General features: G+C 73.6%; 12 protein-coding genes. 1 reads left to right on the forward strand and 11 read right to left on the reverse strand.

The genetic code is table 11. The features are described from left to right. Nucleotides 1-68: 68 nt before the first annotated feature. From LN652_RS22145 to LN652_RS10875, 5 genes are read right to left on the reverse strand one after another with little or no spacing between them, the layout of a single operon-like run. Nucleotides 69-488 carry a DUF3073 domain-containing protein gene (locus LN652_RS22145; protein ID WP_407941487.1) on the reverse strand — a complete coding sequence of 140 codons (420 nt, stop codon included), beginning with the start codon at nt 486-488 and terminating at the stop codon, nt 69-71. Next, a complete protein-coding gene (purM, locus tag LN652_RS10860) occupies nt 407-1,480 on the reverse strand; it encodes a phosphoribosylformylglycinamidine cyclo-ligase (RefSeq protein WP_230440646.1) in 1,074 nt (357 codons plus the stop codon). The genes LN652_RS22145 and purM overlap by 82 nt, the downstream gene beginning before the upstream one ends. Nucleotides 1,481-1,508: 28 nt before the next feature. Further along, nucleotides 1,509-3,053, reverse strand: a complete 1,545-nt coding sequence (gene purF, locus LN652_RS10865; protein ID WP_230440647.1) for an amidophosphoribosyltransferase — start codon at nt 3,051-3,053, stop codon at nt 1,509-1,511. A gap of 24 nt (nt 3,054-3,077) precedes the next feature. After that, complete coding sequence (locus LN652_RS10870; RefSeq protein WP_230440648.1) at nt 3,078-3,572, reverse strand: (2Fe-2S)-binding protein; 495 nt, start codon at nt 3,570-3,572, stop codon at nt 3,078-3,080. Nucleotides 3,573-3,582: 10 nt separating this feature from the next. Then, a complete protein-coding gene (locus LN652_RS10875) occupies nt 3,583-5,916 on the reverse strand; it encodes a molybdopterin cofactor-binding domain-containing protein (RefSeq protein ID WP_230440649.1) in 2,334 nt (777 codons plus the stop codon). 164 nt (nt 5,917-6,080) lie between these two features. On the opposite strand from LN652_RS10875, the gene LN652_RS10880 reads away from it, so the two are divergent. Further along, nucleotides 6,081-7,844 carry an ATP-binding protein gene (locus tag LN652_RS10880; RefSeq protein WP_230440650.1) on the forward strand — a complete coding sequence of 588 codons (1,764 nt, stop codon included), beginning with the start codon at nt 6,081-6,083 and terminating at the stop codon, nt 7,842-7,844. A gap of 28 nt (nt 7,845-7,872) precedes the next feature. Here the strand turns inward: LN652_RS10880 and LN652_RS10885 are convergent, their stop codons facing one another. From LN652_RS10885 to LN652_RS10910, 6 genes are all read right to left on the reverse strand, one after another. Continuing rightward, nucleotides 7,873-8,910, reverse strand: coding sequence for an NAD(P)H-binding protein (locus tag LN652_RS10885; protein WP_230440651.1), 1,038 nt, complete (start codon nt 8,908-8,910; stop codon nt 7,873-7,875). Continuing rightward, nucleotides 8,910-9,377 (reverse strand): SRPBCC family protein, encoded by a 468-nt coding sequence (locus tag LN652_RS10890; protein WP_230440652.1) that lies wholly within the window; start codon nt 9,375-9,377, stop codon nt 8,910-8,912. Before LN652_RS10890 ends, LN652_RS10885 begins: the two co-directional genes overlap by 1 nt. 90 nt (nt 9,378-9,467) lie before the next feature. Next, entirely contained in the window at nt 9,468-10,814 is a 1,347-nt protein-coding gene (locus LN652_RS10895) for a dipeptidase (RefSeq protein ID WP_230440653.1), read from the reverse strand. 23 nt (nt 10,815-10,837) lie between these two features. Then, nucleotides 10,838-11,644 (reverse strand): GNAT family N-acetyltransferase, encoded by an 807-nt coding sequence (locus LN652_RS10900; RefSeq protein WP_230440654.1) that lies wholly within the window; start codon nt 11,642-11,644, stop codon nt 10,838-10,840. Nucleotides 11,645-11,654: 10 nt separating this feature from the next. Continuing rightward, entirely contained in the window at nt 11,655-12,557 is a 903-nt protein-coding gene (locus LN652_RS10905) for a 2-hydroxyacid dehydrogenase (protein ID WP_230440655.1), read from the reverse strand. Further along, nucleotides 12,554-12,883: a sterol carrier family protein gene (locus tag LN652_RS10910; RefSeq protein ID WP_230440656.1), complete on the reverse strand. Its 330-nt coding sequence runs from the start codon at nt 12,881-12,883 to the stop codon at nt 12,554-12,556. The genes LN652_RS10905 and LN652_RS10910 overlap by 4 nt, the downstream gene beginning before the upstream one ends. Nucleotides 12,884-12,925 lie beyond the last annotated feature (42 nt).

The raw sequence follows: 12,925 nt of genomic DNA on the forward strand, positions 1-12,925 counted from the left end.
CCCGGTGGGCGCGCTCGTACGCCCTCGCGCGCCCGGCGGACCGGACGACGAGGCGCAGGTGCGATCAGTCAGTCCGCGCGACGACGCGGGTCGGCGTAGTCCGACCACTCGTCATCGGGCTCGACCTCACTCGAGGAGTGAGGATCTTCTCCGTGCAGCTCCTTCGCCAGCGCGCCGAAGTCCGTCTCGTGAGTCCGGTACTTCAGGTCGCGGGCAACCTTCGTCTGCTTCGCCTTCGCTCGGCCGCGCCCCATAGGGTCGACCCCCTCGCACACTTGGCCGGGGCTGCCGAGGAGCACTCGACGCGCCCGGTCTGATCGGTCACATATCGTGGGGACAACGCTACCTGAGCGGTGGGTGTTCCCGCACACCAGAACCGCGCTTTTCACCCGCAGAGTTCTGAATCTCACTCCCAGCCGGGGTGCTGGCCCTCCAGGGTGACCGTCCCGCCGGCCTCCGCGTCGGCGCGCACCTCGCCCGCGACCCATGCCCGCACGCCGTGCCCGGCGAGCACCGCGATGGCCGTGTCGACGGACTCCGGGGCGGTCAGCGAGACCATGCCGACGCCGCAGTTGAGGGTGGCCTCGAGGTCGGCCTGCGACACCCGACCCTCGCGGCGCACGACGTCGAAGACGGGCTGCGGGGTCCAGGTGGAGCGGTCGATGCGCACCGACAGCTCCTCGGGCAGCACGCGCTCGAGGTTGGCAGCGAGACCACCGCCGGTGACGTGGGACATTGCGTGGGTCTCGGTGCGGTCGGCGAGGTCGAGGCAGGCCTTGGCGTAGATCCGGGTCGGCTCGAGGAGCTCCTCGCCGAGGGTGCGGCCGAAGTCGTCGACGTGGCGCTCGACCGTCCAGCCCGCCTGCTGGAGCAGGACGTGGCGCACGAGGGAGTAGCCGTTGGAGTGCAGGCCGCTGGCCTCCATCGCGATCACCACGTCGCCGGGGCGTACGCGCCCGGGTCCGAGCAGCTTGCTGGCCTCGACGACGCCGGTGGTGGCGCCGGCGACGTCGTAGTCGTCGGGGTCGAGCAGGCCGGGGTGCTCGGCGGTCTCGCCGCCGATGAGCGCGCAGCCGGCCACGACGCACGCCTCGGCGATGCCCTTGACGATCGCCGCGATCCGCTCGGGGACGACCCGTCCGCAGGCGATGTAGTCGGTCATGAAGAGCGGCTCGGCGCCGCAGACGACCAGGTCGTCGACGACCATGCCGACCAGGTCGAAGCCGATCGTGTCGTGGACGTCCATCAGCTGCGCGATCGCGACCTTGGTGCCGACACCGTCGGTCGAGGTGGCGAGCAGCGGCCGCTCGTAGCGGGTCAGGGCGGAGGCGTCGAAGAGGCCGGCGAACCCGCCGAGGCCGCCGATCATCTCGGGGCGGCGCGCCTTCTCCACCCAGCCCTTCATCAGGTCGATCGCGCGGTCGGCCGCCTCGATCGAGACCCCGGCGGCGGCGTAGGCGTTGTCAGCGGCGTCGGACACGTGGCTCCTCGGGTGGTGCGGCGTGCGGTCAGGGGTTGTTGAGGACCGGCAGCGCCCGGCCCATGGTGGGCGACTGGAGCGTCGCCTCGAGCAGGTGCTTGCCGAGCAGGCTCTCGTCGGGCAGCTCGATCGGGTACTCGCCGGTGAAGCAGGCGGTGCACAGGGTCTGGCGCGACTGCTTCGTCGCGTCGACCATCCCGTCGAGGGAGATGTAGCCCAGGGTGTCGGCCCCGACGCTGGCGGCGATCTCGTCCGGCGTGAGGCCGTTGGCGATCAGCTCGGCGCGGGTGGCGAAGTCGATGCCGTAGAAGCACGGCCACTTCACCGGCGGGCTCGAGATCCTGACGTGCACCTCGAGGGCACCCGCCTCGCGGAGCATCCGCACCTGCGCGCGCTGGGTGTTGCCGCGCACGATCGAGTCGTCGACGACGACGATCCGCTTGCCGCGGATCATGTGCTCGAGCGCGTTGAGCTTGAGCCGGATGCCGAGCTGGCGCAGCGTCTGGCTGGGCTGGATGAACGTGCGCCCGACGTAGGCGTTCTTGACGAACCCCTGGCCGAACGGGATCCCGGACTCCTCGGCGTAGCCGGCGGCGGCGGGCGTGCCCGACTCGGGCACCGGGATGACGAGGTCGGCCTCGACGGGGAACTCGCGGGCGAGCTGGCGGCCCATCTCGACCCGCGACTCGTGGACGCTGCGGCCGCTGATGGTGGCGTCGGGGCGGGCGAGGTAGACGTACTCGAAGACGCAGCCCTTGCGGTCCGCCTCGGCGAAGCGGTGCGAGCGCAGGCCGTTCTCGTCGATGACGACCATCTCGCCCGGCTCCACCTCGCGGACGACCGACGCGCCGATCGTGGCGAGCGCGGCGTCCTCGCTGGCCACGACCCAGCCGCGGTCGAGGCGACCGAGGACCAGTGGGCGGATGCCCTGCGGGTCGCGGGCGGCGTAGAGGGTGCCCTCGTTCATCCACACGAAGCAGAACGCGCCGCGCACCTTCGGCAGCACGTCGAGGGCGCGCTGCTCGAGCGAGGTGTCGGGGTGGTGGGCGAGCAGGGCGGTGACCAGGCTGGTGTCGTTGGTCGACTCCTCGCCGGGGCGGGTGTGCAGCTCGAGCTCGTCGTCGGGACCGGGCAGGTCGGCGACCATCTCGCGCAGCTCGTGGGTGTTGATCAGGTTGCCGTTGTGGCCGAGCGCGATCGAGCCGTCCGGGGTCGGGCGGAAGGTCGGCTGGGCGTTCTGCCAGGTCGACGCGCCGGTGGTGGAGTAGCGGGAGTGGCCGATCGCGAGGTGGCCCTTGAGCGACTCGAGCGTCGACTCGTCGAAGACCTGCGAGACCAGCCCCATGTCCTTGTAGACCAGGATCTGGCGGCCGTTGCTGACCGCGATGCCGGCGGACTCCTGGCCGCGGTGCTGCAGCGCGTAGAGCCCGAAGTAGGTCAGCTTGGCGACGTCCTCGCCCGGCGCCCAGACGCCGAAGACGCCGCACGCGTCCTGGGGGCCCTGGTCGTGGGGGTCGAGTGCCGTGGTCAGACGGCCGTCGCCGCCCGTCCGCCTGCTCGTCTGGTAGGGCACGACCCGCAGTCTACGGGCGCGACGTCACATCCTCGACGCCCCGTCCCGAATCGCCTCGCGGATCCGGGTGTAGGTCCCGCACCGGCAGATGTTGCGGATGCCGTCGAGGTCGGCGTCGGTGACCTGACCTCCCTCCGCGGCGACCCGCTCGACGAGCGCGACCGCCGCCATGATCTGCCCGGGCTGGCAGTAGCCGCACTGGGCGACGTCACGGTCGAGCCACGCCTCCTGCATCGGGTGGAGGCCGTTCGGGCCGCGCCGGGACTCCTCGACCCGGTCCGGGAGCCCCTCGATGGTGGTCACCTCGTCGTCGGCGCCGAGCCGGCCGACCGGCACGGCGCACGGGTTGACCGCCTTGCCGTTGAGGTGGGACGTGCACGCCTTGCACACGTTGATGCCGCAGCCGTACTTCGGGCCGGTGACGCCGAGCAGGTCGCGCAGCACCCACAGCAGCCGGACGTCGTCCTCGACGTCGACCGTCACGCGCTCGCCGTTGACGAGGAAGGTCTGTTCAGGCACGGGGGGCTCCTCAGGAGATCAGGTCGAGGCCGTTGGTCGGCGACGCCGGGATCGGGGGGACGAAGGACTTGGGCTCGAAGGACAGCTGCTGGTGGTTGATCGGGAACTCGGTCGGGACGGTGCCGGTCGCCCGGGCGTACGCGCACGCGACGGCGGCGAACGACGCGGCGACGCCGGCCTCCCCCGCTCCGCCGGGCAGCGGCTCGTCGGACGGCATCACGATCACCCGCACGTCGGGCGGGGTGTTCCACTGGCGCGTGTAGAAGTAGTTGTCCCAGCTGGCCTCGAGGAAGTGGCCGTCGCGCAGGTGGAGGCTGGAGGTGAGGGCCAGCGCGATGCCGTCGTTGATGCCGCCCTGCATCTGCGCCTCGAGGCCGCGCGGGTTGACCACCAGCCCGGCGTCGATGGCGAAGGTCACCCGGGTGACCCGCGGGCCGGTGACCGCGTCGCGGACCTGGCGGCCGGTCGTCTCCGGGCGGGTGTCGATCTCGACCAGGCAGGCCGAGGCGCCCTTGTACTCCTTGTGGACCGCGATGCCCTGGGCGGTGCCGGCGGGCATCGGGCGGCCCCACTCGCCGGCGCTGGCGACCGCGTCGAGCACCTTCAGCACGCGCGGGTTGCGCTGGAACTTCCGGCGGAACCGGTAGGGGTCCATCCGCATGGCGGCCGCGATCTGGTCGACGACGAGCTCGCTGGCGACCCGCACGTCGGGTGAGTAGATGTTGCGCATCGAGCCGGTGTTGAACCGGTCGTCGGTCTCGACGAGGGTCTGCACGACCGCGCCGAAGTCGTAGGGGACCTCCTGGGTGAGGGCGAAGATCGTCTGGGCGAACCCGAGGTTGCCGACGCCGGCGGGCAGGTCGGCCGCCGCCGCGGTGATGATCTCGCCGAGTCCGTGGCGGAAGTCGGTCTCGACGCAGGTGAGCGACTGGTTGAAGGCCAGCACCTGCTGCCCGAGGACGGTTGCCTGCACGCGGCACGTGCCGAGCGGGTGCGTACGCCCCACCCGCGCGTCGTCGGCCCGGTGCCACATCAGCCGGACCGGGACGCCCATCGCCTTCGAGATCTCGGCGGCCTCGAGGGCGGCGTCGAAGAAGAGCCGCCGGCCGAAGGAGCCGCCGGCGGTGACGACGTTGACCTTCACCTGGTCGGGCCGCATCCCGAGCCTGAGCGCGATCTGCTCCTGCGCCACGATCGGCGACTTGAGCCCGGACCAGATCTCGGCGCGGTCGGGCCGGACGTCGGCGATCGCGCTGTTGGTGTCCATCGCGGAGTTGCTGCGGAACCAGAAGGTGAAGTCGCCCGAGATGGTCCTGGCGAGCGGGGTGTCGGGAAGCCGGGGCATCGGCAGCTGGGCGCGGCGGACCCTGCGCAGGACCGTCGCGTCGCTCTCGCCGGCGACCGGGCCGTCCTTCCACTGGACGTCGAGGGCGCGGACCGCGTCGATGCACTGGCCGAAGGTGGCGGCACGGACGGCGACGCCGGTGCTGACCTGGGCGACGTGGGTGACGCCGGGCATCGCCTCGACGGCCGCACGGTTGCGGATCGCGACGGGGGTGCCGTTGAGCGTGGGCGCCCGGCAGACCATCGTGGGAAGCGCGCCGGGCACGTCGAGGTCGGTGGTGAAGTCCTTCGCGCCCGTCACGGCCGCGAGCGCGTCGACCCGGTTGGTGGGCGTGCCGACGACGGTGAAGTCGCGGGTGCTCTTCAGCTCGACCTCGACCGCACGCGGCTGCGTCACCGACGCCTTCACGGCGAGCTCGCCGTAGCTGACGGAGCGACCGCTCGCCGCGGTGATGACGCCGCCCTTCGTGACGAGCCCGGCGACGGTGTCGCCGAGCAGCGTCGCGGCGGCCTCGAGGAGCGCCAGCCGGGCCACGGCGGCGGCGACCCGGATCGGCGTGAAGGTCGAGATGGTGGTGTTGGAGCCACCGGTGAGCTGGTTGAAGACCAGCTCGGGGCGGGCCGGCGCGAGCGTCACCCGGACCCGGTCGACCGGCAGGTCGAGCTCCTCGGCGATCAGCATCGCGGTCGAGGTGGTGATGCCCTGGCCGACCTCCATCCGCGGCAGCTCGAAGCTCGCGGTGCCGTCCTCGTGGATCGTCACCGTGACCAGGTTGGCCGTGGGGCGCGCGGCGTCGGTGAGCAGGTCGTTGAGGTCGTAGAGCTCGGCCACCTGCGGCGGCGTCGGGACCGCCGCACCGGCCTCCGGGGCGAGCCCGAGGTCGGCGGCGGCGACCAGCGTGGCGCCCGCGACGACGTAGCCGACGAACCGGCGGCGGTCGATCGCGTACGGCGAGACGGGGTCCGCCGGGGCTGCGCAGGGGTCGATGGAGGGGGTCATCCGAGTCACCCGATCTGTCGTGCCCGGCAGCCTCCCGGGCGGAGGTCCCTCCCCAGGAACCACTCCCACCCTGACAGCGTCGGTGTCACGATTCAAGCCGGATCGCCTGCGGCGTGCGTGCTCCTCCACTACGATCGTGACCTCGGTCACACCAGTGAGGGACGATGCCCGACACGCCGATCGCCGGAAGCCGCTACTCGTGGTCCGACCCCGCCTCCCGCGAGACACTCCAGCTCATCGCGGAGGGGATCGCGAGGATCGCCGGCTTCGAGGTGGTGACCATCGGCCTGGTCCGCGGTGACGACATGCTCCAGGTGGTGGCCATCGCCGGCAGCGACGAGGCCCGCCGCGACCTCGAGGACGTGCTCATCCCGATGGAGCGCATCCGGGCCGACCTGGTGCACGCCGACGTCTGGGACCGGCTCAGGTTCGTGCCCGTCGAGCGCATCGACCCCGACCGCGAGGACTGGGGCTGGGTCCCCGACATGGAGCGCCTCGCGGTCGAGGGCGCCTGGGATCCGTACGACTACCTCGCCGCTCCCCTCCTCGACGCCGACGGGGCGCTGGTGGGCATCTTGTCCGTCGACGTGCCGACCGACGGTCGACGACCGGACGAGGCGCAGCGCGTCCTGCTCAACGTGCATGCCGAGCAGGCCGAGCGAGCGGTCGTCCTCGCCCTGGAGCGCGAGCGCCTCGCCGAGCAGGTGCGGGTCTCGGACGCGGCCCGGCGGATCGTGCGGGAGGCGTCGTCGCAGCTGAGCATCGAGCGCGTCCTGCAGGACTCGACCGTGGCCCTCGTGGAGGGCTTCCGCGCGGCCGGGATGTGGCTGCAGACGATCGGCGGCCCCGGCGAGGAGACCAGCCACCTCCACTCGAGCACCGGACCGCCCGTGCCGGTCCACCCCGACCTGGTGGCCGCCGTCGCACCGATGGCCCGCGAGGCGTGGCGCCGCCAGCAGGTCGTGGTGCTCGACGCCGGCCGGGACCTGCCGGTCCCGGCCGACCACAGCGCGATGATCTCCGACTACCTCCGCACGATCGGCGTGGCCTCGGTGCTCTTCGTGCCGCTCGGCGCGGGCCCCGACTGCGTCGGCCACCTCGCGCTCACCCGCCGGCCGGGAGCGCCGGACTGGACCGACAGGGAGACCGCGACGGCGCTCGACGTCGGCCACGACCTCGGACGGGTCATCCTCAACGCGCGGACCTTCGAGCGCGAGCACCAGCTGGTCGAGGAGCTCCGGGCGCTCGACGCCTACAAGGGCCAGCTGATCGCGACCGTCGCCCACGAGCTGAAGAACCCGCTCGCGTCCGTGCGCGGCCACCTCGACCTGCTCGAGCTGGCGCCCGACCTCTCCGAGGAGTCGCTCGCGTGGCTCGCCGCCGTGGACCGCGGAGCGCAGCGGATGGGGAAGGTCGTCGACGACCTGCTCCTGCTCGCCCGGGTGGGCGAGGCCGGCGCACCCCTGCTGGCGCAGCCGGTCGACCTCTGCCGGGTGGTCACCGACGTGGTCGACGTCGTGGGCCTCGCGGCGAGCCGGAAGCAGGTCGCGCTGCACGTCGACCTGCCGGAGCAGCCCGTGATGGCGCTCGGGGACACCGACGAGATCGACCGGGTGTGCCTCAACCTGCTGAGCAACGCGGTGAAGTACACGCGCGAGGGCGGGCAGGTCACCGTGCACCTCGGGCGGACCGGCTCCGAGGCGGTGCTGACCTGCTCCGACCAGGGCATCGGCATCTCGGCCGAGGACCAGGAGCGGATCGGGACGGAGTTCTTCCGCTCCACCAACCCCGAGGCGGTCGCCCAGTCCGGGACGGGCCTCGGGCTGGCCATCGTGCGACGCATCGTCGACCGTCACCACGGGCGGCTCGAGATCGAGTCCGAGCTCGGTCGCGGCAGCACCTTCCGCGTCCGCCTCCCTGCCGCCTGAGGGCTTGCCGGAGCGCTGGAGGTCCGGCTCAGGTGCCGGGGAGGACGGCGAGGGCGCGGTGCACGGCCAGCCGGATCGCCTGCCGGGTCGTGGCCGGCACCGGGAGGGCGTCGAGGGCGCCGCCGCGGCGCGCCCACGCGGGGTCCGACGGCAGAGGCCCCTCGGCGGTCGTCGTGAGCGGGTCGGAGGCGAGGCGCACGGCCTCCGCGACCCCGAGCAGCGGCGTCCCGTCGGCCGGCACCCAGGTGTGGGCGTCCCGGCAGACCATGTCGTGGTGCAGCGACTCGATGAGCGCGGTGACGGTGTGGAACGGCGCCGTCGTCGCGAGCGCCGTCGCCAGGCCGACGAGCGCCGGCGGGGCGACCGGGGCCGGGAGCCGCAGCCGCGCGAGCCCGCCGCCGCGGGAGCAGGCGGCCATCAGGTCGGGGTAGGACAGCACGTCCGGGCCGCCGACGTCGACGGCACCCTCCTCGTCGCCCTCGACCATCTCCGCCACCGCCCGCAGCACGTCGGAGACGGCGACCGGCTGGACGTCGTGGCGCATCCAGCGCGGGACCGGCTGCACCACGAAGAGGGTCGCGACCTGCCGGACGACCTCGAAGGAGGTCGACCCGGCGCCGAGCACCACCCCCGCCCGCAGCGCGACGGCGCTGGTGCCGCTGCCGAGCAGGATCCGCTCCACCTCGAGCCGGGAGGCGATGTGGCGCGAGAGGTCGCGCTCGGGCACCTGCGGCACCAGGCCGGAGAGGTAGACGAGACGGCGTACGCCGCTGTCGGCGACCGCCCGGGCCACGGTCTCGGCGGCGAGCCGGTCGCGGTCGCCGAAGTCGGTGCGGTCGAGGGAGTGGACCAGGTAGACGACCGCGTCGACGCCGTCGAGGGTGCGCGCGACGGCCGCCGCGTCGGTGACGTCGCACTGGACGGCGCGCACGCCCTCGCGCCAGCCGAAGCGGGCGGGCGCGGGCGGGGACGAGGACGCCGCGACGACCTCGTGGCCCAGGGCGAGCAGGTGCGGGACGAGGCGGGAGCCGACGTAGCCGGTGGCGCCGAGGACCAGGACGCGCATCAGGCCTCCCCGAGGTGGGCGAGCAGGTTGCGGGAGAAGACCGCGCCCATGTGCTTGACCACGCCCTTCATCACCCGCTCGACCGCCGGGCGCGCGAGGCCGGGCAGCGGGAGGGTGGCGGCGATCTCCAGGTCGATGCTGACCTCGGTGCCGCCGCCCTCGTTGTCGGCGAGGAGGTAGCTGCCCTCCACGGCCGTCATCTCGTGCGGCCGGTCGGGGTCGTGCCGGAAGTCGATGCGCTCCTCCGGGTGCAGCTCCATGACCTCGGTGAAGGTCGGGGCGACGGAGGTGCCGAGGACCGGGATGGTGCCCATCCGCCAGGTCCAGCGGTCGCCGTCGACGTCGATGGCGGTGACGTACGGCGTGAACCGGGCCATCAGGTCGGCATCGGTCAGCGCCGCCCAGACCTCGCTCCGGTCGCTCTGCAGGACCGCCGAGGATCGGTCACGGGCCCGGAACGTCGCCATGGCGCGAGGCTACCGGTGGGCAGGCGGATCCCGGTCGGACGAGCCACCCCGCGGGGCGGGGCAGCCCGCCGACGACCGACCGGCGCCGGGTCAGCCGCGCAGCTCGCCCAGGTTGCGCAGCAGCAGCGCCTCGGCCTTGACGACCTTCTCGAACTCGGCGAGGTGCAGGCCCTCGTTGGCGCCGTGGGCGCGGGTGTCGGGGTCCTCGACGCCGGTCACCAGCACGCTGGCCTCGGGGAACGCCTCGAGGAACTCGGCGATGAACGGGATCGAGCCGCCGACGCCCATGTCGACCGGCGCGGTGCCGTCCCAGGCCTCGGCGAACGCGGCGCGCGCGGCGTCGTACGCCGGTCCGCTGGCGTCGATCTGCGTCGCCTCGCCGGTGTCGACGACCGTGGTGGTCAGCGTCGCGCCCCACGGCGTGTGCTTCTCGAGGTGGGCCTGCAGGCGGGCGACGGCGTTGTCGGTGGTGTCGCCGGGGGCGATGCGCATGCTGATCCGGCAGCGCGCGGCCGGGACGAGGGTGTTGGAGGCGCCCTCGACCTTCGGGGCGTCGAAGCCGGTGATGCTGATGGACGGCTGGGTCCAGAGCCGCTCGACGATGCTGCCGCGACCGATCCACTCGATGCCCTCGGCGGCGCCGGACTCGGCGCGCAGGCGGGCCTCGGGGTACTCGACGTCGGCGGCGGGGCCGGAGTGCAGCCCCTCGACGGCGACGGCGCCCGCGTCGTCGGTGAGCGTGGCGATGACCTTGCTCAGGGCGAGGATCGAGTCGGGGACGAGACCGCCCCACATCCCGCTGTGGACGGCGTGGGTGAGGGTGCGGACCTCGACGTCCATCCGGACCAGGCCGCGCAGGCTCGTGGTCAGCGCGGGCTCGCCGATGTCCCAGTTGCCGGAGTCGGCGATCACGATGACGTCGGCGGCGAGGCGCTCCTGGTGGGCCTCGAGCAGCTCGACGAGGGTGTCGGAGCCGACCTCCTCCTCGCCCTCGATGAACATCACCAGGTTGACCGGCAGGTCGTCGCCGAAGATCCGGACGGCGCCGAGGTGGGCGGCGATGCCGGCCTTGTCGTCGGCCGCGCCGCGGCCGTAGAGCCGGTCGCCGCGCTCGGTCGGCTCCCACGGCGGGGAGTCCCAGTCGGCGTGGTCGTTCTCGGGCTGGACGTCGTGGTGGGCGTAGAGCAGGACGGTCGGCGCGCCCTCGGGCCCGGCCTTGCGGGCGATGACGGCCGGCGGCGCCCCGTCGTGGGCGCGCACGATCTCGGTCTCGAACCCCTCGGCCGCGAACAGGTCACGGGTCGCCTCGGCGCTGCGCTCGACCTCACCGGCGCGGGCGGGGTCGGCCGAGACCGACTGGATGCGGACCAGGTCCTCGAGGTCGCGGCGGATTCCGGGCATGACCTCGGCGAGGCGGGCGGGGATGTCGACAGTCATGACCGAAGCCTAGGACGCCCCTGTCAGGCGCCGGTCGTCGCCCACTCCCCCGTGCGCCTCTCCATCATCACCTGTCGTTCGGCGTCCGCGAGGCCGAGGCGGCGGTAGATCCCGATCGCCTCGCCGTCGGTGTCGGCGACGATCACGAGGGTGCCCACGCCGAGGTGGTCGAGGGCGTGCCGGCCGGCCGCGTGGACCACCGCGGCGGCCAGCCCCCGGCGGCGGTGGTCGGGGTGGGTCTCGACGCTCTGGAAGCGCGCCGTGCCGGCCTCGGTGACGTACGCGGCCGCGGTCGAGACCAGCTCGCCGTCGACGAACGCGCCGTAGCGGCTGCCGCGCCCGGCGTCGACGAGGCGGCGCTCCTGGACGTTCTTGCCGCGGGCGAAGGCCATGAACCGCTCCTCCGACGTGCTCGGGTAGAGCCCGTGGCTGAGCCGGGCGCGCGCCTCCCAGTCGTCGTCGGTGGTGAGCGCGCGGACCTCCGCCTCGACGTCGCGCGGCGCGACCAGGTCGGAGGCGGTGAGCACGGTCGCGACGTCGACCTCGAGCCCGGCGGCCTCGAAGGCCGTGCGGCTCTGGTCGGGCAGGCCGTCGCCGTCGATGCCGATGCTGACGTGGTCGGCCGCGGGGAACTCGGTGTGGAACGCGCCGACGACCTCGCGCTCGCCGCCGGGCACCGGCGGCTCGGCGAGCAGGATGAAGTTGCCCCAGAAGTACGACGGGTTGTCGGGCGTGCGGACGACGAGGTGGGTGCCGCGGTCCTCCACGACGCTCCCGGCGGAGGTGAGCAGGGCCAGGTCGGTGCGGAATCCCAGGGACGTGACGTGCATGAGCCGGAGGCTAGGGCATGACGACGTTGACCAGCGCCTCGCCGGCGACCCGGCGGCGCAGCTGGTCGCGCACCAGCGCCGAGATGCGCGGGAGCATCGCGGTGGTGCCGCCGGCGACGTGGGGGGTGACGAGCACGTCGGGCGCCTCCCAGAGCGGGTGGCCGTCGGGGAGCGGCTCGGGGTCCGTGACGTCGAGCGCGAAGCGGAGCCGACCGGCGTGGCGCAGCACCGCGTCGGTGTCGACGACCGCGCCGCGGGCGACGTTGACCACGAGGGCGCCGTCGGGGAGCAGGCCCAGGGTCTCCTCGCCGAGCAGCCCGCGGGTCGCGTCGCTGAGCGGGACGAGGGCGACCACGACGTCCTGCTCGGGGAGCAGCGCGGCGAGGTCGTCGATGCCGTGGACCCGCCCGACGAGGTCGTCGTCGCGGGAGCGGGACGCCACGGCGGCGACCTGCGCCTTCATCGGCAGGAGCCGCTCGGCCAGCGCCCGCCCGATCGAGCCGTACCCCAGGACCAGGACGCGGGAGTCGGCCAGCGACCGGCGCCCGGGCAGCCGCTCCCAGTGGCCGTGCTGCCGGACCGCCTCGGGGATGCCGCGCAGGCTGGCGAGCACGAGGCCGACCGCGTGCTCGGCGGTCGCGTCGTCGTGGACGCCGGCGGCGTTGCAGAGGGTGACGCCCGACGGGAGCCGCTCGGCCACGCCGTCGTAGCCGGCGCTCTGGAGCTGGACGACCTGCAGGCCGCGCAGCCGGTGGCCCTGGTCGATGACGTCGGGGCTGGTGGCGTAGTGCGGCACCCAGAGGTCGACGTCGCCGTCGGGCGCCGGGCCGTCGCCGTTCCAGACCTCGATGTCGACGCCGTCGACCGGTCCGACGGCCTCGGCCAGCGTGCGGCTGGACAGCACCGCCTTCATGCCGGCCCCAGCGGGAGCCAGGGGGTGAGGTCGGTGCGCTCGCCGCTCGCCGACACCCGGCCCGCGTCGACCGCCTCGTGCCACGTCGTACGCCCGGTGGCGAGGTCGAGCCACGTCTCGGCGTCGGTCTCGACGACCGCCGGCGGGGTGCCGCGGGTGTGGCGGACGCCGGGGATCGCCTGCACCGCGGCGTAGGGCGGGACCCGGACCTCCACCGACTTCCCGGGGGCGCGGGTCTCGAGCACGGCGAGGTAGTGCTTGACGAGCGCCTTCGTGTCGGCGCCCTCCAGCTCGGCGGCGGTCAGGACCTTGAGTCGGGCGGGCACCCGACCAGCCTAGACAGGGCCGGACCGTCCACAGCCTCCCCG

It is taken from the genome of Nocardioides okcheonensis (genome assembly GCF_020991065.1).
Classification (GTDB): Bacteria; Actinomycetota; Actinomycetes; order Propionibacteriales; family Nocardioidaceae; genus Nocardioides; species Nocardioides okcheonensis.